Annotated in this window: 20 protein-coding genes; 8 read left to right on the top strand and 12 right to left on the bottom strand. The window is 36.9% G+C overall.

What is annotated here, in order from left to right:
- Positions 1–7 precede the first annotated feature (7 nt).
- Both aepY and ACKU4N_RS13585 read left to right on the top strand, forming a co-directional pair.
- The gene (aepY, locus tag ACKU4N_RS13590) at positions 8–1,135 is read left to right on the top strand and encodes a phosphonopyruvate decarboxylase (RefSeq protein ID WP_321317094.1); all 1,128 of its coding nucleotides are present in this window, start codon (positions 8–10) and stop codon (positions 1,133–1,135) included.
- Positions 1,128–2,216 carry a phosphonoacetaldehyde reductase gene (locus ACKU4N_RS13585; RefSeq protein WP_321317092.1) on the top strand — a complete coding sequence of 363 codons (1,089 nt, stop codon included), beginning with the start codon at positions 1,128–1,130 and terminating at the stop codon, positions 2,214–2,216. The genes aepY and ACKU4N_RS13585 overlap by 8 nt, the downstream gene beginning before the upstream one ends.
- Positions 2,217–2,242: 26 nt before the next feature.
- Here the strand turns inward: ACKU4N_RS13585 and ACKU4N_RS13580 are convergent, their stop codons facing one another.
- From ACKU4N_RS13580 to ACKU4N_RS13570, 3 genes are all read right to left on the bottom strand, one after another.
- A complete protein-coding gene (locus ACKU4N_RS13580) occupies positions 2,243–2,935 on the bottom strand; it encodes an IspD/TarI family cytidylyltransferase (protein ID WP_321317090.1) in 693 nt (230 codons plus the stop codon).
- A 255-nt stretch (positions 2,936–3,190) separates the two neighbouring features.
- Positions 3,191–3,970 (bottom strand): type I methionyl aminopeptidase, encoded by a 780-nt coding sequence (map, locus tag ACKU4N_RS13575; RefSeq protein WP_321317088.1) that lies wholly within the window; start codon positions 3,968–3,970, stop codon positions 3,191–3,193.
- Between the two features lie 276 nt (positions 3,971–4,246).
- Positions 4,247–5,104, bottom strand: a complete 858-nt coding sequence (locus ACKU4N_RS13570; RefSeq protein ID WP_321317087.1) for a PPK2 family polyphosphate kinase — start codon at positions 5,102–5,104, stop codon at positions 4,247–4,249.
- 208 nt (positions 5,105–5,312) lie between these two features.
- Between ACKU4N_RS13570 and ACKU4N_RS13565 the strand changes: the two genes are divergently transcribed.
- Positions 5,313–8,354 carry a hypothetical protein gene (locus ACKU4N_RS13565; RefSeq protein WP_321317085.1) on the top strand — a complete coding sequence of 1,014 codons (3,042 nt, stop codon included), beginning with the start codon at positions 5,313–5,315 and terminating at the stop codon, positions 8,352–8,354.
- Between the two features lie 140 nt (positions 8,355–8,494).
- Here ACKU4N_RS13565 and ACKU4N_RS13560 read toward each other — a convergent pair whose 3' ends face one another.
- Together ACKU4N_RS13560 and ACKU4N_RS13555 are read right to left on the bottom strand one after the other, a co-directional pair.
- Positions 8,495–9,022: a transposase gene (locus tag ACKU4N_RS13560; protein ID WP_321317082.1), complete on the bottom strand. Its 528-nt coding sequence runs from the start codon at positions 9,020–9,022 to the stop codon at positions 8,495–8,497.
- Between the two features lie 20 nt (positions 9,023–9,042).
- Entirely contained in the window at positions 9,043–10,506 is a 1,464-nt protein-coding gene (locus tag ACKU4N_RS13555; protein WP_321317080.1) for a P-loop ATPase, Sll1717 family, read from the bottom strand.
- A gap of 744 nt (positions 10,507–11,250) precedes the next feature.
- On the opposite strand from ACKU4N_RS13555, the gene ACKU4N_RS13550 reads away from it, so the two are divergent.
- Complete coding sequence (locus ACKU4N_RS13550; protein ID WP_321317078.1) at positions 11,251–11,796, top strand: DUF4469 domain-containing protein; 546 nt, start codon at positions 11,251–11,253, stop codon at positions 11,794–11,796.
- Between the two features lie 255 nt (positions 11,797–12,051).
- Here the strand turns inward: ACKU4N_RS13550 and mscL are convergent, their stop codons facing one another.
- Together mscL and ACKU4N_RS13540 are read right to left on the bottom strand one after the other, a co-directional pair.
- A complete protein-coding gene (gene mscL / locus ACKU4N_RS13545) occupies positions 12,052–12,480 on the bottom strand; it encodes a large-conductance mechanosensitive channel protein MscL (RefSeq protein ID WP_321317074.1) in 429 nt (142 codons plus the stop codon).
- A gap of 293 nt (positions 12,481–12,773) precedes the next feature.
- Positions 12,774–14,039, bottom strand: coding sequence for a metallophosphoesterase (locus tag ACKU4N_RS13540; protein ID WP_321317072.1), 1,266 nt, complete (start codon positions 14,037–14,039; stop codon positions 12,774–12,776).
- A 188-nt stretch (positions 14,040–14,227) separates the two neighbouring features.
- On the opposite strand from ACKU4N_RS13540, the gene ACKU4N_RS13535 reads away from it, so the two are divergent.
- Together ACKU4N_RS13535 and ACKU4N_RS13530 are read left to right on the top strand one after the other, a co-directional pair.
- Positions 14,228–14,800: a nitroreductase family protein gene (locus ACKU4N_RS13535; protein ID WP_321317071.1), complete on the top strand. Its 573-nt coding sequence runs from the start codon at positions 14,228–14,230 to the stop codon at positions 14,798–14,800.
- Between the two features lie 212 nt (positions 14,801–15,012).
- Positions 15,013–15,960: an NAD(P)-dependent alcohol dehydrogenase gene (locus ACKU4N_RS13530; RefSeq protein ID WP_321317069.1), complete on the top strand. Its 948-nt coding sequence runs from the start codon at positions 15,013–15,015 to the stop codon at positions 15,958–15,960.
- Positions 15,961–16,052: 92 nt separating this feature from the next.
- Here the strand turns inward: ACKU4N_RS13530 and ACKU4N_RS13525 are convergent, their stop codons facing one another.
- The gene (locus tag ACKU4N_RS13525) at positions 16,053–16,652 is read right to left on the bottom strand and encodes a thioredoxin family protein (protein ID WP_321317067.1); all 600 of its coding nucleotides are present in this window, start codon (positions 16,650–16,652) and stop codon (positions 16,053–16,055) included.
- Positions 16,653–16,663: 11 nt separating this feature from the next.
- Positions 16,664–17,158, bottom strand: coding sequence for a TlpA disulfide reductase family protein (locus ACKU4N_RS13520; protein ID WP_321317066.1), 495 nt, complete (start codon positions 17,156–17,158; stop codon positions 16,664–16,666).
- Between the two features lie 723 nt (positions 17,159–17,881).
- Here ACKU4N_RS13520 and ACKU4N_RS13515 point away from each other — a divergent pair.
- Positions 17,882–18,721 (top strand): prephenate dehydratase, encoded by an 840-nt coding sequence (locus ACKU4N_RS13515; RefSeq protein WP_321317063.1) that lies wholly within the window; start codon positions 17,882–17,884, stop codon positions 18,719–18,721.
- Here ACKU4N_RS13515 and ACKU4N_RS13510 read toward each other — a convergent pair.
- Both ACKU4N_RS13510 and ACKU4N_RS13505 read right to left on the bottom strand, forming a co-directional pair.
- Positions 18,718–18,987: a 4a-hydroxytetrahydrobiopterin dehydratase gene (locus ACKU4N_RS13510; RefSeq protein WP_321317056.1), complete on the bottom strand. Its 270-nt coding sequence runs from the start codon at positions 18,985–18,987 to the stop codon at positions 18,718–18,720. The genes ACKU4N_RS13515 and ACKU4N_RS13510 overlap by 4 nt on opposite strands.
- A 121-nt stretch (positions 18,988–19,108) precedes the next feature.
- Complete coding sequence (locus tag ACKU4N_RS13505) at positions 19,109–20,005, bottom strand: hypothetical protein (RefSeq protein WP_321317054.1); 897 nt, start codon at positions 20,003–20,005, stop codon at positions 19,109–19,111.
- Positions 20,006–20,486: 481 nt separating this feature from the next.
- Here ACKU4N_RS13505 and ACKU4N_RS13500 point away from each other — a divergent pair, with 481 nt between their 5' ends.
- Positions 20,487–22,505, top strand: coding sequence for a monovalent cation:proton antiporter family protein (locus ACKU4N_RS13500; RefSeq protein ID WP_321317052.1), 2,019 nt, complete (start codon positions 20,487–20,489; stop codon positions 22,503–22,505).
- Here the strand turns inward: ACKU4N_RS13500 and ACKU4N_RS13495 are convergent.
- A complete protein-coding gene (locus tag ACKU4N_RS13495; protein ID WP_321317050.1) occupies positions 22,494–23,072 on the bottom strand; it encodes a tetratricopeptide repeat protein in 579 nt (192 codons plus the stop codon). The two genes, ACKU4N_RS13500 and ACKU4N_RS13495, sit on opposite strands and share 12 nt — an antisense overlap.
- Between the last annotated feature and the right edge of the window lie 94 nt (positions 23,073–23,166).

Below are 23,166 nucleotides of genomic sequence, written 5' to 3'. Positions count from 1 at the left end.
GATTGGAATGATAGAATTAAAATCATTTTTTAAAAATCTGGAGAGCAATGATGTGAACTTCTATACAGGAGTTCCAGATTCTCTTTTAGCTTCTCTTTCAGCCTATATGTTTGACAATTATCCTGCAAACAAACACATTATAGCTTCTAACGAAGGAGCTGCAGTAGGTTTGGCCAGCGGGTATCATTTGGCAACCGGATTGGTTCCTGTTGTTTACATGCAAAATTCAGGAATTGGAAATGCTGTGAACCCTTTGCTGTCTTTGGCAGACGAGGATGTTTACAAAATCCCAATGATTCTTTTTGTTGGATGGCGTGGAGAACCTGGAGTGAAAGATGAACCGCAGCATGTAAAGCAGGGGAAAGTATCGAAAGATCTTTTCGATGCCATGCAGATTCCAAGTGACGTATTGAGTACGGATACTAAGGAAGCTAACAATCAGGTGAGTAAAGCACTTGCGTGCTGTAAAGAGAATTCAAGTCCTTATGTGTTTTTAGTTAAAAAGGAAACTTTCGAGACTTATAAACTAACAGCTAAGGATCCTGTAAATACTTATCCGGAAAGAGAAGAAGCCATTGAAAAAGTGGTTGAGATGATAGAGCAAGATTCTGTTGTTGTTTCTACTACCGGTAAGATTTCCAGAGAACTTTTTGAGATTAGAGAGAAGCACAACACGGGGCACGAGAAAGATTTTCTCACTGTTGGTTCAATGGGACATGCTTCTCAAATTGCCATGGGTATTGCCATGCATTCATCTAAGAAAGTGTATTGTTTTGATGGCGATGGAGCTATTATTATGCATACAGGTTCTTTTGGAATAATTGCGGCGGCTGATTGCAAGAATCTAAAGCATATTGTTTTCAATAACGGATCTCATGATTCAGTAGGAGGTCAGCCAACAGTTGGTTTTGATATTGATTTTGGTCAGATAGCAAAGGGGTTTGGATACAAAGAATCTTTTTTTGCAGATTCTCATGAGTCATTGAATTCAATTCTACCTCAGTTTATCGCTAGTGAAGGACCAGCTATATTGGAAATTCGTGTTAAAAAAGGTGCCCGAAACGAATTGGGAAGACCAACTACAACACCTGTTGAGAACAAGCTAAGCTTGATGAATTTTTTGAAAAATGATTGAGAATATATACATAGGTAAGGGAAGTATTTCCAACTTATCGGAAATATTGAAATTACACTCAGGCAAAAAGATATTTTTAGTAACAGGTAAATCCTCTTACACGAAATCCGGAGCTCAAAAAATAATGGAATCCCTTTTAAAAGGGATTCCATATTTTAGATTTTCTGATTTTGAAGAGAATCCTAAACTGGAAGATGTTGAGAAGGGAATTGGGCTTTTTAAAAAAGAGAACTGTGAATTAACCATTGCGATTGGTGGTGGAAGTGCGATTGACATCGCAAAACTGATTAATAGTTTATCAATGGTTCATGAGAATCTGGAAGAAACTATTAAGGCAAACCAATTGGAACAAAAGCCATTTCCTTTTGTTGCCATTCCAACAACTGCAGGAACCGGAAGTGAGGCAACCCATTTCGCGGTAATGTATATCAATGGAGAAAAATATTCCTTTGCACACAAGTACATTCTTCCAGAATATGTAATTGTAGATTCTCAGTTTACGTATTCTACACCAGCTTATCTTACTGCTTGCACGGGAGCGGATGCTTTTTGTCAGGCAGTAGAATCGATGTGGGCAACCGGAGGAAATTCAGAATCGAAAGAATATGCAGCAAAGGCAATTGGCTTGGTTTGGAATAATCTGGTGAGAGCAGTTTCAGATAACGATCATGCTTCGAAAGATGCAGTAATCGAGGGAGCTTATTGGGCCGGAAAAGCAATTAATATATCCAAGACAACTGCGAGTCATGCTTTGTCGTACAAAATGACGTCCTTGTTTGATGTGCCACACGGACATGCGGTAGCGATAACTTTAATTCATGTGATGCAAGCCAATTATGTATTTGCAAAGGAAGATATTCAACGAATTCTCTCGTTGATTAATGCAGATAATCTATCTGATGGTGTTGCAAAAATCGAAACATTTTGGTCAGAAATTGGTTTATGCATGAAGTTAAGTCAGTTGGGGATTGAAGAAAAGCAGATTTTTAAGCTATCCAATTGTAATCTGGAAAGGTTGAAGAATAACCCGGCATTGCTGACAAAAGAGTATATTGAAAATCTTTTCAGGAGTATTGTTTAAAACCCAAAAAGAGTAAAGCGGATACTTTATCGTTTTAGAATCTGTTCCCCCAACACTAAATCTCCTTCAAAAGTAATTTTGATGTTGGATTCATCACCTTCAACAATGTAGATGGCTTCTGTTGGTAGATATTTCAATACAACACCACAATCATCTGTTGCCACAAAATCAGGATCTTTTAAAGCAATTTCATAAGCTGATTTAATTGTATGGTAAGGGAAGGCCTGAGGCGTTTGTGCTCTTCTTAAAAAACTTCTTTGCGGAACAGAAATAATTTTGTTTTTCTCGTCAACTTCAAAAATGGTATCAACAGTTGTTATGGCAACAGCAACTGATTTTCCAGCATTAAGTTCTCGAATTACATTAGAAATAATTTCACTTGAAACAAAGGGGCGTACAGCATCATGAAAGATTAAGTTGATATTTTGTTCTTCTTGATATGCATGAATAGCAGCGAGACTTGAATCACTTCTTTCTTTGCCTCCAGGCAAAATGTGCTTCACTTTATTGAAGTTATTCTCTTTTACAATGCATTCAACTTCATGAATAAAATCAGCCTGCATAATGATGCATATTTCATCGATATCCGGGTGATTTTCAAACGCTTCGATTGAGTGCTGAATGATTGGTTTCTCTCCAAGAATCAGGAATTGTTTAGGTAATGATCCTCCCATACGTTTTCCGCTTCCTCCGGCCAATATAACAGCTGCATTTTTCATGTGTTTATAATTTGATTTTTAATTGCCATATAGCCTGTCCCGAACTTGTTTCGGGAGAACTTACCGTTTGCAAACAATTACCCCCATTGTGAGTTGATAATTATTTACTTACGGACGTTTCATTTTTCTGATATCAATTAACGTCTCGAAATTACAATTAAATCGACGTTTTAAAAAGCAAAAAAGAACCGTTCCAAAATTGATTTTGAAACGGTTTCTTTTGATATTTATCTGGAAGTAAGCTTTTACAGATATCTACTTAAAAATATCGTATTCACCTACATCCGAAAGAATTTCAAATCCATCTTCAGTTACTAAAACAGTATGTTCAAATTGAGCCGATAACTTCTTATCAATCGTACGGGCTGTCCAGCCATCTCTTTCATCAACAATAGCTCTTGGTTTCCCCAAATTAATCATTGGCTCAATGGTGAAAATCATACCTGCTTTCATTTTTGGCCCTGAATTTTTAGGCGCTATATGTTCAACCTGAGGCGCTTCGTGAAAGTCGATGCCAACACCATGACCGCAAAATTCGTAAACAACACTGTATTTTTTCCCTTTGGCAAACCGCCCAATCATAAAGCCGATATTGCCAAAGTAGTTGCCAGGTTTTACTTGCTCAATTCCTAAATACAAAGCATGCTCGGTATCTTCAACCAATTTTGCCGCTTGTTCCGAAATCTCACCAATAGTAAACATGGAGCTTGTATCGCCATAGTAACCATCTAAGATTGTCGTCACATCAATATTTAAAATATCACCATTTTTAAGAATGGTTTTTTCATCCGGAATACCGTGGCAGATCACATTATTTAAGGAAATACAACATGATTTTGGAAAACCATGATAATTTAAAGGCGCAGGTATTGCACCATTATTTCGAATGTATTCTTCAATTAATTGATTTAAGTATTCTGTGCTAACTCCTTCTTTAACGAAATCGCTAATGTATTTTAGAGTATTTCCGGCCAATTGAGCACTTTTTCGAATTCCTTCAATTTGCTCCGGAGTTTTAATAATTATTTCACTCATAATTTTGTGTTTGCAACAACCTGATTGTTTTGCATATTTAGGAAGGCAAAGGTCTGCATAGAAATTGAATTTTGCAAATCAAATTAGGCTTCTGATCCAATCTGTTTGCGGCAAAAAAAATTGACTGCAATAAGTAGGAGGCAAGCACAGAAAATCAAGATAAAAGAAGATTTATCCTGATTCGTGTGTTTTACTAATTTCTGCAACAGCGATATTTCAGTATTTAGAGTATCTTTTGAAGTCAAAAAAAACGGGAATGCTTCTTGCTTCGCGTCATTAATCATTTTCAAGTTGCCTTTTAAATTCATCTACATGCGATAAAGTTTCCTCGTCGAGACTTGGTTCTACCATGTCTTTGTACGATTGCAGGCTTTGAAGTATCGTTTCAGCAACAATCAACCTGGCGGTTGCCTTGTCGTCTGCAGGAACAACATACCAGGGAGCACAATCTTTTGATGTACGATTAATAGCATCTTCGTAACATTCCTGATATGAACTCCACGACTTTCGTTCCTTCAAATCATCTTTTGAAAACTTCCAGTTTTTTTCTTTGCGGCTAAGTCTTCGAAACAATCTCTTTTTCTGTTCCTCTTTGGAGAGATGTAAAAAGAATTTTAATATGATAGTTCCACTTTCGGCAATGTGCTCTTCAAAATTTACAATCCGTTCCATGCGCTTGTGATAAAAGGCATCGTCCAAATCGTTAAGACTGGTCACCGAAGGAATGTTTTCACCCAAAATATATTCCGGGTGTACCCGTGTAACCAAAACATTTTCGTAATGGGTGCGGTTAAAAACACAAATTTTGCCCCTTTGCGGCAGTGCCAAGTAATGCCGCCACAAAAAATCATGTTTTAATTCAGCTGAAGTAGGAGTTTTAAAACTATGTACCACAACACCTCTTGCGTTTACATCTTTAAATACTTCTCTAACCAAACTATCCTTTCCTGATGTGTCCATACCTTGCAGACAAATAAGCATATTGTATTTGCCATGGGCATACATTATATCCTGCAATTCGCTGATTTTTCTGCGGATGTGTTTTAGTTTTTCTTTCGCATCTTCAATTTCTTTGAAAGTGTCTGTCTTGGCTAAGCTTATATTTTTCGATATTTTATATTGATTGATATTCATAGGGAAGTTTATATTCAATTAAAAATAAGTATTTTTAGTGGCTTATAAAATTAATATTTATTCGGAATTGCGAGCTTACGTGTGCTGTTTTGATGGCATTTAGTTTAATTGTTATTCTCTGTATATGAGGTTTTGTTCCTTTGGATCAATATTATAAATTTTCCCGATACTATTTTAAAAGAACAATCAATATTATTACTCTTTTGATATGATGAAATTTGTTAGAATATGTTTTGTTTTCTTTTGTTTGATAACAACCTGCAGTCTTGCCAGAGGACAATATTTTAGTACCGGCCAAGACCCTGCCTCCATAAGATGGAAACAAATTAATACGAACGAATTTCAAATTATATTTCCTGAAGGGTATGAAGAAAAGGCCGGATATATGGCAGCTATTTTTCAGGATTTACTCTTAAAGGGAGGGAAGGATCTCCAACATCAACCTAAAAAGTTTTCTGTTGTAGTGCATACCCAAAGTGCAACCACAAATGGTATGGTAGCTTGGGCTCCGAAGCGAATGGAATTGTACAATACCTCTGCGCCCGATAATGATGCTCAGGTTTGGATTGATCATGTAACTACTCATGAATACCGGCATGTTATTCAGATGGATAAATTAGAACAGGGATTTACTCGTTTCTTGAATTATATATTTGGTCAGCAGTCTACCATTGTTGTGGTGGGGCTGTATTTACCTCCATGGTTTTTAGAAGGTGATGCTGTTTGTTCCGAAACAGCCTTAAGTGAGTCGGGGCGGGGACGATTGCCATTTTTTGAGCAGGAGCTGCGTGCTCAATTTATCGAAAAAGGCAACTATTCCTACGATAAGGCAATCAACGGATCGTATCAGGATTATGCCACTGATCGTTACAAGTTGGGCTATTATTTGGTTGGCAAAGCAAGAACCCATTATGGGGATCAACTTTGGGAGAAAACTCTCAGTCGGGTTGGGCGAAGACCTTTGGGATTAACAAGGTTTGCTGATGGAATTAAGCGGGGAATGAATGGGAAACGAGATTCTGTATTCGATTCGTTATCCGAAAAGCAAAAAGAGATTCTTGCCAAAGGAATAAAGGTAGAGGATATCAATTGGGAACAGGTAAAGGAGAAAAATACCCGGGCCGATGGCAAGCTGATGTTGTATTACGATACCATGAAGGAATTGCAATGGGAGTGGAAAGTTCAGGATGCACAATTGAATCTGACAGATTTTGAACCATTGGCAAATCGTGAGGAAATCTATACCAACAAGCGATTTCCTCATGTGAGTGAATCGGGCGAAGTAATTGTACTGAAAGAGGGTTTGGCGGATGCTGCATATTTCGAGAGAATCAGTAAAGAAGGGAAACAAGAGAAACTTTTCGTTCCCGGGTATGATTTTAATACTGGCTTCGACTATAGGAATGGCAAGCTCATTTGGTCAGAAAGAAAAGACCATTTGCGTTGGGAAAAAGCCGATAAAAGTGTTTTGGTAATTTATGATACCAAATTGAAAAGAAGAAGCAGGTTTAAGTACAGGAATAGCTTGTTTGCACCTGCTTTTTCGGAGGATGGGAAGCTGATTGCAGCTGTTGAAACAGATGATCCGGGTGATAATCATCTGGTAATAATCGATGCTGAAAGTAAGCTGATCGAACAACGAATTGATGCTGGAAAAGGTGAGTTTATTTTATCACCAAAGTGGGATGGGAACCAATCGATAGTATACATTTTGTTGAATAAAAAAGGAAAGAAATTGGTATCTCTCGATGTAAATTCCGGAAACAGAACCTGCTTGTTTTCTTCAGGGAAACAGGAAATATCTCAGCTAGAGGTAAGTAATGATCATATCTTTTTTACAGCCGGATTTACAGGAATTGATAATGTTTTTGCTTTTGAAAAATCAAGCAAAAAAATCTATCAGGTAACATCATCGAGGTTTGGTGCGCGCGATCTTCATGCAAATGGCAATCAACTTTATTATTCCGATTACACATCCGATGGCTATTTGCCCGTAAAAACAGATTACCAAGCCAATAATTGGAAGGAATGGGAGGGGGATTGCGCCGTATTTCCATTGGCAGAAAGTCTATCAGAGCAATTGGGTGAAAAGTTATCTCCCGACACAACAGATTTGGGTCGTTTTCAGGTGAAGAACTATTCGAAATTGGGCCATCTGTTCAATTTTCATTCCTGGGCTCCTCTGTTTATCGATGGGCTGGAACAGGAATCTGATATAGGCGTATCTGTTGCCTCGCAAAACAAGCTGAGTACTTTGTTAACTACCGTAGGGTATAAGAAAGAACAAGGCTATAAAAACGGGCAGTTTTATGTGAATATGTCCTATCGGGGATGGTTTCCAATTATCGATTCGAAACTAACTGTGGGGAATAAGGAAGCACAGTTTCCGACTCTTGCCGATCGGATTTCCCCCTCTCAGGTAGATACAATATTGGTTTATCGCAAACTAAAGCAGTGGGGATGGGAGAATAGCATTAGTTTGCCGTTCGATCTTTCAGGAGGAAAATATTCCACACGCATAATACCGAAAGTAACCTGCAGTTTGGCAAAGCTGGCCAATATAAAATATACGCCTTTAGCTACAACACAAGCAAATTCATTGGGCTTAGGCGAGTACGATTTTGGGGATAACAGTTTCTCTCAGGAGATCATGGAGTATCAGATTTTTGCCTATAACATTGCAAAAACGGCTCCGCGCGATGTGCAGTACCAATGGGCGCAAATACTGGAATTGAACTATCGCCACACGCCTTTTGGCGATTCCAGTCTGGGAGAAACATGGTCGGCCGAAAGTCATTTGTATTTTCCCGGATTTGTAAAGCATCATGGCATTAAATTGTATGGGGGATATCAAAACCGATCCAGCTATAATTCCCGTTTTTCAAATATGATTAAGAGTCCAAGGGGGATGACGGATATCTATGGTGAGGATATTTTCTCGACAGGTTTTGGTTATGCATTGCCTCTGTTTTATCCGGATTGGAATTTGGGTCCGTTGGTTTACTTTAAACGGGTAAAAATGAATGCTTTTTTCGATTATGGCTATCAGAAAGGAAAGGTTTTGGATCTGAATCAGAATCTGTTCAGTTATAAAGAGGCATTTACATCCTTTGGCGCTGAGCTAAGTACCGACTTGCATGTGCTTCGCTTTTCGGCTCCTGTCGATTTGGGAATTCGTGTCGGATATGAGGATCAAACGGGCAGTATGTTTGCGAATTTGTTGATATCCTTTTCTTTGAGTGCGTTTTAGGAATTCCAGTTGAGAAGAAAAATCTTGCGGTTGAGACGCAAAATCTTGCGTCTGTACGGGATTTTCGTTGAGATGAAAGATTTCCTCGTTGAGATTGAAAATCTTGTGGTTGAGACGCAAAATCTTGCGTCTGTACGATATTATTTATGGAATTTATCTTCTTCCCATTTTGCGGGATTATTTAGAATATAATTGTGTATTCGTTGGTAGGCGATATCATTTCTGATGATGTGATCGTGGTAAAGAGATTGCCAGGCAAATTCGATTTGGTGCATGGTGGCATATTTTTTCACACCAATTTTAAACCCGCGGACAATTGATGCCAGATTTTTGGATTGTGGCCCGAATTGGTTTTTTGTGGAGACACAAAATCTTGTGTCTTTACAATATCCATCATCTTTGTTGATCACAATTATTCCATGCACATGGTTGGGCATTACCACAAAGGCATCCAGCTGCACAAAGGGAAAGTGTTCGGGTATGGCCAGCCAAAAGCTTTCGGCCATTCTTCCGATTTCCGATAATTGCATCAGCCCATTTAGCACCTGCCCGAAAAAATGTTTCCTGTTTGCGGTACAGATGGTAACAAAATAGGGTGCATTTGCCCCGTAATCCCAGCTTTGCAAGCGGGTGGTTTTTATGCGGTATTTGTTTTGGTATTTGTCCACAGGTAAAACTCTGTTTATGTTTAAGGATTCAAGATTAGATTATTAAAAATATCTTGAATATCATCTGGTTGCAAAGCCCATCTAAATGCAGGATGTACCTCCCAATCATATCCAAAATCAACAAATGAATTTGATAAATATCTATTTTCCTCAAAATACTTTCTCTGAATAGTTCCGTCATCTAAAACTTTTCTCGCTGTCAAAAAATTTATCTTAAATAAGAATTGAGCTAAATCTTTGGCGGTGGCAGAGCGTCCATTCGTAAATGAAAAATTATTTTGCTGTTTAATATTATTTATCTTGATTTGAAGTTCAGCTGTCGAATAAATGTATCCATCCGCGGCAAATCTCTCTTTCTTAGTAGGTTTCATCCCAAAAATTAGTTTTTCGATCAGAGGTAATTCGGTACGATATTCATTGATTGTATCCTGAATTCTACCTTGGGAATATTCCTCAAATATTGCTTGAAAATGTGGTGACCGCAATAGATTCGAACCACTAGAATATGCTTGTTGAGCGGCTAGAGAGCATAACTTTACCAAATCACGTGGTCTTTTTCTTGTAAGTGACATTAAAATTCTATGTATTGCTACATCTTCCCATTTTCCTTTACCATAAAACCGTGGCTCAAATACTCTGTCTAGATAATGAATTAAGTGTTTTTGCGGGGTTTTCATTAGTTGTTCTTCATCGGATTTTTCACCAAAAAAAGTAAGAACTCGTTTAATTAGCAATACTAAGATCTCATGATTTGACCATTTATACCATACCACAGAACCTTCGATTTTATCAGTTGATTCATCAGAAGTGCGGACTAAATAATAAACATCTGATCTTAATGATACTTTAAATATTAAACCAGCATTATCGTTTGCTAAATCACGTATTGCATTTAATAATGTTGAAATTCGGTTGATATCATCCTTTTTACCTTGCCAACCTCGATCTAAGTCATCAAGATAAATAATAATTTTCTTAGTCTTTAAGAAATTGTTAATTGATTTAATTTGAATTGGTTGTAAGTCAATTTTATCTTTGAGAGATGTTACTGTTTCAGAAACAAAAGAGACTAATTTCACTCCAAACTGACTCAATTTTCCTGCAGTTTTCTCATCATATAAACCAAATTCATTTAATACTTTGGAGCCTATAATTTTAGTCAAACCAAGCTTCCATTGTCTAATTCTCAATAGGAAATTCTCGTCTGATTTTCCAAGCTCTGCAATATCATCAGGCTTTATTAAAATTGGTAAATTTCCATTTTCTTTTTCTTCAGCAATAGCGACTTTGAAAAGAGCAGACTTCCCAGTTCCTTTATGGCCAACAAGTATTCTTATTGGTAGATCAGAAACAACTCTAGCAAAAGTATCTTTTTTAAGATAATATTCTCGAAGCCTATCAATAGGTTCACTTTCTGCATCTTCAAAACCAAAAAGACTTTGTATAGTTTCATCTGAAAAAACTAATTTCTGATCTGTATTCATGGTATCTAGTTATTAATTTGCGTTTAAATTGATTCTGCTATCGATAAATTTAGGATATCATAAACCACCAATAATTAATTTGATAATAACAAAATTGTCCACCACACAACCAATGGTTTTGGTAATAGGCATATGGCTTACGATTTCGTAATTGTGTTTATCGCCCCATATAGGGTAGTAATGAACACATATTATTATGAATCACTAAATATGACATCAATTGGGTTCTTTATTTGACTAATATTTTGAGTCAAATAATGAGAGTAAATCCCATTTTTTATTTATAGTTGCCCTTTAAAAGTAAGCATAAAATAAAAACAGGAAAGCAGATTCACTTATTCATTATCAATATAAATAGTAAAGAAAGGCTTTGTGGGCGGGTGTTTGTGAGCTAGGATTGTTTGCTTGGTTTTGTTGGGGAAAAATGTTTTGTTGTTGTATTTGATCTGTTAATCAGCAATAAAGGTTTGTTGATTTGCGATTGGTTTTTGTGTTGTATTTTAGAGAATCTGATAAATTTAACATTTTTTACAATTGTACTCAAAGCCCAATAAACAGTATGAGCAGCTAAAGTAGGTGTGGTATTTTTAGCATAAGTATGGGTGTGTTTTACCGGTTATGGTTCTGATATGTCATTTTTATTGAGTAGTTTCAATCTGTTTTTGTTAAGCGGGGGAGACGATTGGCGGTAGAAGCAAATAGGAAAAAACAGGAAGAATCGTAAAATAGTAAACAGGTAACCCATTGGCCGAGCATCTTCAACTTTTGCGGGTAGGAAATGCAGCCAGTGGTAACAATGTAAACACCGAGTTGTTTAAGGTGTATCCGAGTATTTCGGGGGTGTTTGTTAACGAGAGCGATGGTTTCGACAAAAAGCGTCACACCATTCGTTTGAACCTGAACGCAGGCAGTCGGCTGACCGAGGCAGTTGGCAATATCGAATTGCGTAAGGTCGAAATATCTGTGGCACAGCCGGTGATTCAACAGTTCACCGATTTAAAAACCAAAGCCGTAAACGAGACTTTTAGTCCGGGTCAGATTGCTTCTCTAAAAGGATCGCTTTTAAAATTCGATGAGGCGGATGAAAATCAGGGAATCTTTTTTATTGCCGGTGATGGTACTGCCACTAAAGCAGGTAATGTTGTGAAAAACAAACCATCGGAATTGTTGTTTTTTGTACCCGATACTTTGAATACAGGCAGTTTTCAGGTAGAGGTGAGAGTTGCTTTAAAAGACAGTAAAAACATAAAAGTGGGACGCTTGTTAATCGACTTGTTACCTGTTGGTTAATTGTCTGATGTTATTTTAAATAGGCCGCAGCAAACAAACTATTATTGATTGTAATGAAAGCCAATTCTAACCAATTGGCTCTTATTTTTTTGTATTTTTACTGCTTATAATTATTTTAAGAATAAGACTGGTACTACTCCGATGCCTGGAGTAGTAGTGCTCCGATCGTTGGAGTAGTATACCTCCGATAATAGAACTAAGATTTTAAAAGCACTACATTAAAAAAAGGACTCTTTCGAGTCCTTTCTGTTTTGCTTATTTATTTTTTAGCAGATCGCGGATTTCGCTTAGCAGCACTTCCTCTTTGCTTGGAGTGGCTGGTGCCGCAGGTGCTTCTTCTGCTTTCTTTTCCATTTTCTCTTTCATTTTATTGAATGATTTTACAAGCATAAAAATAGCGAAGGCAACAATCAGGAAGGTAATAATTGCATTAATAAACAAACCATAAGCAATTGCTACCTCGCCAACAGCATCGCCGGCACCGGGTGCCGATTCCAGAACAGCCGACTGCAGAATTATTTTCAGATCAGAGAAATCAACTCCGCCTAATACAATTCCTACCGGAGGCATAATAATATCATTTACCAATGATTTAACAATGGCACCAAAGTAAAGAGCCATAATCAGACCGACAGCCATTTCAAGTACATTTCCTTTGGCTATAAATTTCTTGAATTCGTTCATAGAAAAAATGTTTAGTTCGTAGTAAGAAATGAAGGTAGTAATCCGAAAATCTTGACAGTATGTAATAAGGGGTGTTTGGAACTGTCAATGTATCAAATCACTAAGTCTGTTAAATGTACAAAATAAAAATGTATTGTCATTGGTTTTTTTTGCGCGTTTTGTTCTCCTTCACCATCAGGAGAAGGGCCGGGGATGAGGTGTAAAAATAAAAAAAGGACACGCAAGTGCGCATCCTTATCTATAATTTCAGAATCTGTTTACAACCAGATGTGTTCGCGTTAGTCTGCGTTCAGTTAGGTCAGTTCCACCAAGGTAATTTCGGGTGGCATACCAACCCGGCCGGGGAATCCGATATAACCAAAACCACGATTCACATAAAGGTATTGATTCCCTTGCTGGTACAATCCGCCCCAGCGGGGATATTTGTACTGTACCGGACTCCATTTTATGCCTGCCCGTTCGAGCCCAAATTGCATTCCATGTGTATGACCCGAGAAGGTAAGGGCAATATCAGTATCCAAAACCTGCGCATCCCAATGCGAAGGATCGTGACTCATCAAAATTTTAAAGGGCAGATTGGCCGATCCGTTGATGGCTTTTTGTAAATCGCCATGCTGAGGGAAAGGAGGTTTACCCCAGTTTTCGACACCAACCAGTGCAATTTCTTCACCATTTAATGATATGGTTTCCGATTCGTTCAGAAGCAGCTTAAAGCCCATTTCGTGGTGAAAATCTTTAATTGTTTGTAAATTTTGGGCTTTGTCGGCAGGTGATTTCCAGTAAGAATAATCACCGTAGTCGTGATTCCCCATGATGGAATATTTTCCAATTTTCGCATTCATTTTAGACAATATCGGTGCCCATCCTTCTGTTTCTTCGGCAAAGTTATTTACCAAATCGCCTGTGAATAGAATCAGGTCCGGTTCTTGTTCGTTGATCAGTTCAACAGCCTTGGTTATTTTCTCAAAATTCTTATTGAAACTGCCCAGATGCATGTCGGATATTTGAACGATTTTGAGCCCTTTAAATGACTTGGGAAGATGATCGAAGCTGATCTTTTCCCTCATTACCCTGTAGTTAAATTTCCCTTTGGTTACACCATATAAAATTGATGCAAACGGAATGGCTGCTAAAATCAATCCCATTTGATACAAAAACTCGGATCTCTCCATTTTTCTCTTCGAATTAAATTGTGGTACACTTTTTTTCTTTCTCTCCCCGAACCAATTAATGATTCCTGCAATCGCTCCTAGTATATCTTTTAATAGAACGAAAAGTACAAATACAAACTTTGGAATATAAAACAATGAAAAACCAGCTACCAGGTATCCAACATAGATATAGGTTTCAGATTGTTGTACATGCTTAATCCCGAACATAAACAGGGTAAAACCAGCAAAAACTAAAACTGAAATACCCCAAAACAGGATGCTTAATGATTGTCTTGCCGGTGAATATTTTATCCTGGCAATCAGAGGTTTCACACCACGGTAGGTATAAATGTCTACCAACAGCATAAATAGTAACAGAGGAATCAATAAATATACACTTGCTTTCATTCAAGTTATTATAAGTGGTTCATTGATTATTAAATAGGCCCAAATATAGACAATAAAATACAAGCAAGTCCTTAATTTTTGTTAAAATATGCTTATCTTCAAAGCTGTGTAATTCTTTACCAAAACCTACCCCGGTATCGCCATTTTACTGATGTAAGGACATTTTTTCATTATAAACCGATAGAGCAATGAGTGCTGAAATTCATGAATTGATAGACAAACGATGGAGTCCGAGAGCCTTTGGGGACAAAGAAATTGAACCTGCCAAGATTGAAAAATTATTCGAGGCTGCATCATTTGCCGCGTCTTGTTTTAATGAACAACCGTGGAGGTTTGTTTACGCAACAAAAGATTACCCGGAGCGATACGATCAATTGTTGTCTTGTTTGGGAGAGTTTAATCAGATGTGGGTAAAAACAGCACCCATGATTATTTTGACACTAGCTGCAAAAAAGTTTGCTCAGAATCAAAAAGAAAATCATCATGCGCGTCATGATTTGGGTTTGGCCATTGGAAACATGTCTGCTCAGGCAACGAGTATGGATTTATATATGCATCAAATGGCTGGTTTTAGTGTTGAAAAAGCTCGGGAGATGTTCGAAATTCCTTTCGATTTTGATATTGTAACAATGATCGCTGTTGGTTATAGAGGCGATCCAATGCAATTACCCGAAAATATTAGAGAAATGGAATCGAGTAAAAGGGAACGGCGTTCTTTGGATAAAATTTTGTTTGACGGCGATTGGGACGATATGAAATAAGATATAGATTATACAATTGGGCTTATCCTTAAGGATGAGCCTTTTTCTTTGAAAGTATTGGAAACTTGTTGTAACTTGAACGAAGCTCAACGGGTTAATTAGAAGTGTTTTGAATTGTAAATTTTCAGGATGTGAAACGTTCATAAAAGGCAGTTGCGGCATGCAGGGGCATGATTATTTACTCATGGTAATAAAATAAAAAATACAAACAGATGAAAGCGGTAGTTATGAAAAAATACGGGGCTCCGGATGTATTAGAGATAGCTAATCTTGCTCGTCCTCAGGTAGATCATAATCAGGTACTGGTTGAGGTTTATGCATCTTCTGTTAATCCTGTCGATTGGAAAATCCGTAAAGGCAGTTTGAAACTATTCATGAGAAAGAAACTGCCCTGTGTATTAGGAGGAGATATTGCTGGCCGAATTGTCGAAATTGGTAAAAATGTTCAGTTCTTTAGAGTCGGCGATGAGGTTTTTGGAAAAATTGATATTACAAAGAATGGTGCCTATGCTGAATATGTAGCTACCTCTGCATGTCATCTGGCATTAAAACCGCAAAAAATGAATTTTGAAGAGGCGGCAACTTTGCCTTTGGCAGGATTAACAGCACTGCAGGCACTTCGGAACATGGGTAATATCCGAAAAGGAATGAGTGTTTTGGTGAATGGTTGCTCGGGAGGTGTTGGGTCTTTTGCTGTGCAATTGGCTAAAGCTTACGACTGCAAGGTTACAGGGGTGTGCAGCAACAGAAATGTACAATTTGCAAAAGAGTTAGGTGCCGATCAGGTCGTTGACTATTTTGAACAAGATATTGTTTCGCTTCAGGAAGAGTATGACATTTTTTTCGATGTAGTAGGAAATCAGGAATATTCAAAAGTAAAACATATTTTGCAGCGGGGTGGGGTTTTTGTGACTACACTTCCTTCGTTCAATATTCTCTTGCTCGGATCTATTCATAATCTGGTTAGTTCAAAAAAAATGAAGAAGATCTTTGTACAGGAAAGTAAGGCAGATCTGGAATTATTGGCTGATTTTGTTGATGCAGGCCTTTTAAAAACTTACATCGATAAATCTTACGATCTAATTGATATTGACAAGGCTCATCAGTACAGTGAAACGGGCAGGGTGGTTGGAAAGCTGTCTTTAAAAATTGCCGAATAAACAGGAACCAATTCAGCAGGTTGGAATGCAATTGAATTATAGTAAAGATCCAGGCATCATTTGATGTCTGGATCTTTTTCTTGGTGATTTCCTTATCCTTTGGTTTTAATTCCACAACCAATTGCTTTTGTCGAAGTAACTTCTGGTTTTTTATTTTGTAAGAGTGCATCTACAGCATCCTCAACATATCTGCTTGTAACCTGAGATGCGTCTTTGTAATTGTTATCGATCGCACCAATATATTCCACTGTGTATTCTCCGCTCTTATTGCTTAAAATAAAAACGTGAGGAGTTTTGGTTGCGCCAAATCTTTTAAATACTTCCTGTGTTTCATCCATCAGATAAGGGAATGTAAATCCTTTTTCCTTTGCCCGTACAATCATATTGTCGAAAGAATCGCTTTCGTACAATTCCGGATCGTTTGGATTGATAGCAATTACCGGGAATCCTTTTTCCTTGTATTTTTTGTCAATTTCGAGAATCCGATCTTCATAAGCTACAGAATAAGGACAATGATTGCATGTGAAAATCACAATGAATCCTTTGGCATCCTTGTAATCGGCTAGCGAAATCTGTTTCCCATCAACATTTTTCAGTTTAAAGTCTTTCGCCTTGTCGCCTATCTGGTAGCCTTGAGCTCGTATTCCCATTGTGGCCAATATAAACAGACCCAAAATCAATACTTTCTTCATAATTATAAATTTTAATTCGGTTGATTATTTAATTTATCAATTGAGCCCGCCAATTCGTCGTACGAAATCTGACGGGTAAAAACTTTTCGAATCCCTTTTTTATAGATAAGAGTAGCAGGAAGAGCACCATCCCAGTCTTTATCAACTTTTCCAATCCAGCTATTTGCATCCGGATCATCGAGTAAAACAACTTCAGCATTTATATTTTTTTTCTTTAAAAAGCCGAGTAAGCGGTCTTCTACATTTTTTCCAAAATCGAGACTAACCAGTATTACTTTTACCTTTTTACCTGTATAATCTTTACGGATATCTTCAAATTCAGGAAGTTCTTCAACACATGGTTTGCACCACATCGCCCAAAAGTTAATCACGTAAGTGGTATCATTCTGATGATGAAGAATAGGTTCCAGGTCCTTAAAATTGTGGGATTTAATTTCCTGAGCGCTTACTGATTTTATTGAAATAATAAGCAAGCTAAGTAGTAATAATTGGTATCTAAATTTCATTTCCGATATATAAAGATATTGAAGTATTAAATATACTACTATTGGTTGAGAAAGTACAGGGGTGGTTGTTATTGATCTGTTAAAAATTAGAATCAATAAAAAAGATAGGTATTGAGAAGAATTACCAGCAGTCATATCATAACATTGAGAGGTTTAACGGCATTGCTGCCTGCATGAGTATGATAATTCTCAGGTTGTATGAAATATTTTTTTACCTTTGAAAAGAATTAGTACAGAAAGTATGAGTAATAATATGCATATCGGGCGATTTTTCTTTTTTAGCAGTTGTTGTTAGAAGAGGATTCACGTACTATTTAATTGATGATGAGCCTCTGTAAGGGCTCTTTTTTTTTTTGACTATATGAAACGTCCATATCAAAGCGATTTTGACACACAGAGGGATGATTATCTCAGAATGTTAAGTTCTCTCGAAACAAGTTCGGGACAGGCTATATGGTAATTAAAAATCAAATTATAAACACATGAAACGTCCATGTATAAAGCTTTCTACACACAGGGAAATGATTATATGGTAAGTTCCATCTGACAAAAACTTAAAATTATAAACAGATGAAAACAGTATTTTTTAAGAGTTGGTTTTTTATTTTTTTCTTTTTTAGCGGAGAGAAGAACAGGATTCCTATGAAATAAAATGTAATATTATTCACAAAGGGTCCTGATTAATCGGGACTCTTTTTTGTGATACAAAATCTAACTATAACCATGAAGAAAAGAAAAATTGTAATTCAAGGAGTTGAGGGGTGTTTTCACCATTTGGCTGCCAATGCCTATTACGGAGAAGATGTTGAAATTATTCCTGCCGGTAATTTCGCCACACTTGTTGAATTAATACAGGATGAATCGGTATGCGATGGTGGAATAATGGCGATTGAAAATTCTATTGCCGGAAGTATTCTTCAGAATTACGGGCTTCTTCAGGATTCCGGTCTTGTAATTGAAGGGGAGATATTTTTGAGAATTAAGCAAAATTTAATGGCTTTGCCCGGGCAAAAAATTGAAGATTTAAAAGAGGTTCATTCTCATCCAATGGCAATTCATCAGTGTCGTGCTTTCTTTCACGATCATCCAAATATTAAATTGGTGGAAATGGAGGATACGGCCTTAAGTGCGAAGAATGTAAGAAACAATCAATTGATGGGTGTGGGAGCTATTGCCGGTGATTATCCGGCAGAATTGTATGGATTGGAAATTATAGCTGAGGAAATTGAAAGCATAAAAGACAATCAAACCCGTTTTTTTGTTTTAAAGAGAAAGAAAGATGTTGTTCCAAACGGAGGGTACAATAAAGCATCACTATACTTTAGTACCAGTCATAAACCGGGGAGCTTGTCTTATATTTTGGATTGTTTTGCCAAGGAGAACATTAATCTTTCGAAGATTCAATCTTTACCAATTCCGGGTATCAATTGGCAATACTTTTTTCATGTCGATTTGGAATTTCAGGGGCCAAGGCAGTTTAGGAATGCCTTAGATAAAATATCAGACTATACGAAAGGAATGCAAGTATTGGGTACTTATAACAAAGGTATTGTGATCACCTAAAAGACTTTCATCGAGTCAAATATTTTGTCGATGCTTTTGGCAAGGATAATGTCTTTTTTTGTGATTTTACCCTTGGAGTGAGTGGTTAAAATTAGGCGTACATTTTTGTAATTGTACAGTTTAATATCTGGATGATGATTCATGTTTTCAGCTTCTGAAGCCACTAAGTTTATAAAATTTATCGCCTCAATGAAGTTTGGGAGTTCATAATTTTTAACCAATTTACTGTCAATTTCGCTCCAACCTTGATCCAATAATATATCCATGATATTTTCATTTAGTAATTAAAGATACGTAAAGTCTAAACCAAAGTAAATAGAAAACTACTGGGCAGCTATTTTGGCTGCCCAGTAATTTACATCTATGGTAAAAGATTAATTATGTGTTTTATAAAGCAAGCTCACGATCTAATTCTTCACCCATTATTTGGGCTCCACTATAAAGCACTGATCTTTCCTCTGCCTCCATATAAATATCGAATGGTAAGGAAATTTCATAGGTCGATTGAACTATTGCTGCGATATCATCTCTGGCACCTAAGTGTGTTCGCCAGTTGGTTTCTGTTTTGTCAAGAAGGTATGCATAAACAGGGCCGGAAAAATATGCGAAACAGTTTACAAAAGAAGGAGATTCCCACATTGAATGCAGCTTATTTTGCAAGTATATCTTTAAATCTTTATCGTTTCTGCATAGTTTTTGAGCTGTATATTCCGCCATGCCTTCATGAATCTCAAATCGATTCTCACAGCCGTCACATTTGCCAAACAAAGCTCTGCGGTAATGTCGAAAACAGAGCGCATCAGTAATTGCTTGTTTTTTATTTTCCCCCTCGCTTTGCAGCGCCAGTTCAAGTGCTTTCCACTCCAGTTTCAACCAAAAACGAGCTTCCATTTCGTCCATATGGTTGTTGTTATAAGGTTCTGGTTTCAAATCCATTTCAGGTTGAACACAATGAAATGCTTCATGAAGAATAATACATTGTTTTTCAATTTTATCTTCAGGCAATGGAAGTGGGATAACGGCCCAAATTTGATTGCCGATTTTGGCTGGTCCTTTTATCACATCAACAAAATTTGGGAGAATACCGGTGTAAATTTCATTATAGGGGTTTAAACCTAGCTTCTTGCTATTTTTATTTGAGTAGATTCTTCCATTTTCTTTATCGATCAAAAGAATTGGAACATCAAGAGTTCTTCCCCAAAGCATGCCATTGTCTTCCAAACACAAGGCTTTGGTATCCTTCAGAATATCCTCAATTTCTTTAAGTTCATATGACTTAGCCATACTCAATGAACAGGACATTAATTCTATGCCTAGAAAGAGGAAAATCCATATAAAACAATAGTTTTTCATTTGAGTTGGTTAATTCGTTAATTGTTTTTTAATTCAATAAAATTATGATTCGTATTAAATCATACTTGTTTTACACTTTTTATATATCAGGATTTGTGCCATTAGCTGTAATTGTGTGTGTGTCAGAATGTAGCGGACTTGGGTTGTTTTTATGCAGTCTTAATAGTGTTGGATATCGTACAGTTGGTGTTCGGATATGAACAATTTAAATGTTTGTGAGGCAACTACTAGAGTAGTAAACCTGTTTTTTCATTATCAATCCGCATTATTTTAATGAATCGGCACTCTAATTTTTTTTCCAAATAAATGGCTAATCAATTTACCTCGTTGCTTTGATTGATATAATTCTGTATCTTAAAATTGGAATAAGTAAGACAAATGCAAACGATCTTTTTAACCTTAATCTAATTGAATGAATAATTATTTGGAAATATTTGTTTTAATCATGGGGTTTTTAATTGTTGCAGTTGCTGCAAATAGAATCTCACGTTATTTTCCTAAGGTTAAATTACCTATTATAACAGGTCTTCTCTTTATTGGAATTCTCTCAGGACCATTTATTTTAAACTTCGTCCCGCTAAAGGCCATTACGCAACTGCATTTCATAAACGAAATATGTTTGGCTTTTATTGCTTTTGCTGCAGGGGCAGAACTTTACTTAAAGGAGTTGAAGGGAAGGATGAAAAGTATTAAATGGATGACTTTTAGTCAGCTTTTTTTTACATTTGGTTTGAGTGTTTTCGCGATTTTCTTTTTATCAAGAAGACTACCATTTATGGCACAGCTCGAATGGCAAGTGAAACTTGCCATTGCTTTGCTTGTTGGGACCATCTTTATTACCCGCTCTCCGGCATCTGCAATTGCAGTAATTAATGAGATGAGGGCGAAAGGGCCATATACACAAACCGCTATTGGAGTTACCGTAATAAAGGATGTTCTGGTAATCATTTTGTTTACCATTTGTTTTGCCATTTCCGGAGCTTTAATTTCTAAAGTTCCATTTGATATTTGGTTAGTTGTTATTCTAATTGGAGAATTATGTCTTTCTATTTTAATCGGTTTTTTGCTGGGTCAAACTATTAATTGGCTTTTGGCTCGTGGAATACCTACCATGCAAAAAGCCATTCTTCTCGTTGTAATGGGATATGGCATTTATTTGTTGGCTCATTTCGTAGGCGCAGAAAGCCAAAATTTACTTGGGTTTGAATTGTATATCGAACCTTTGTTGATTTGTATTATTGGAAGCTTTGTTGTAGTTAATTTTGGAAGCTATCGCAGAGAGTTTATTAAAATTATTGAATTGGTTGTTCCAACTATTTACATTATTTTTTATACTCTAACTGGTGCATCAGTTTCTTTAGATATTCTAGCTCAAACATGGGCGGTGGCACTGTTGTTCTTTGCAATTAGACTGATCAGTATGGCTATTGGGGCATTTATCGGAGGAACTTTAGGAGGTGATCCGTTCAGGATAAACAGGTTTTCGTGGATGCCATATGTTACTCAGGCTGGAGTTGCAATTGGATTAGTATCGGTAGTGGCAGTGAAATATCCCGACTGGGGGCCTCAATTTGGAGCTATATTAATTGGAGTTATTGTACTCAATGAGATATGCGGTCCGCCACTTTTTAAATGGTTTATTTTAATGGTTGGAGAGAGCCATAAGAAGAAAGAACTATTGCATGAAAATAAGATTCAAAAAGCGATTATTTTTGGTTTGGAGGGACAATCACTTGCTTTAGCACGTCAGTTAATGGAACATGGCTGGGTTGTTAAATTAGTAACCCGTAATGAGGAGAGAGCCAAGCTGGAATACCATGGGGTAGATGTAACTCATGTAAAAGAATTAAGTCTGATTGAATTAAAGAGACTTGAAGTGGATAAAGCCGATGCCATAGTATTATTGAACCAAGATGAGGAAAATCTTAAGTTTTGTGAATTAGCTTACGAGCATTTTGGGACCCGGGATGTGGTTGTTAGGGTAAATGAGAGGAGTTATGTAAGCAAGTTCCACGAGCTTGGAGCTCTGATTGTTGAACCCTCTACTGTAATGGTAAGCTTAATGGATCACCTGGTGCGATCACCTATTGCAACCTCATTGTTACTTGGTATGGAGAAAGATCAGGATACTGTAGACATTGAAATGCAAAATAAAGAATTGCATGGCATCACTTTAAGGGATCTGCAAATTCCTACTGATGTTATTATTTTGGCTACCAAACGTAATAATAACACCTTGATTTCAACTGGATATACACGACTTCGATTGGGTGATGTACTAACCGTTGTTGGTTCTGTGGAAAGCCTGGAAAAAGTTCGTTTAAAAATGGAAGATACAGACTTACCTAGTTATAATAAAGCTCGTTTTAAGGGGAAATCAATTTCGTTCAAAAGAAAGTCAATCAAGACCGATTTAGATTTACCAGGTTAAAAATACAGTAGTCCAGAATGCCAAAGGAACTACAGTATTCCAGATCACTTCTTCCCGATGGCGAGCCCGGTAAAGTCGTTCATTTTCGACTTGAAATCGAATTGACTGCAGCATCGCATCATAATTTTGTTGTGCTGTTATTTCCCGTTCTTTTTGAATGTTATCAAGATAAATAATTACCTCCCGGCTTTTATTTGGATTGCTGTTTAAGACTTCGATTAAATCAGATTCTGATTCGTTTAAACGATTTAGGTGGTAAAGTGCCATGCCTCTTTGTAGTCGTACTTCCGATAAATAAGGTTTTTTGCTCAACACATGATCAAAATCAAGAATTGCTTCGGCGTATTTCTTTAATTGCATTTTTGCGTATCCACGATCTTGAAAAATGGTGGAATAGTATGGCATAATATTAATTGCAGTGTCTAAGTAAAGGACGGCTTTTTCATATTCTCCCTGTAATATAAGCGTTCTCCCTTTATCATGATATTCCATGTATCTTTCAACATTCTGGGAAAATACACCGGAAAAACCGAAAATACCAATAACTAAAAACAACAGATTTTTCATCGCAAAACAATTTATATTCCATTAAATTATCTTGTAAATAATAACATAAATTGTACCAAACTGCATAAAAAAGAGGCTGTCTCAAATGAGATAG

Source organism: Labilibaculum sp. (assembly GCF_963664555.1).
Lineage (GTDB): Bacteria > Bacteroidota > Bacteroidia > Bacteroidales > Marinifilaceae > Labilibaculum.
This window is presented reverse-complemented; position numbering and strand designations above follow the sequence as displayed.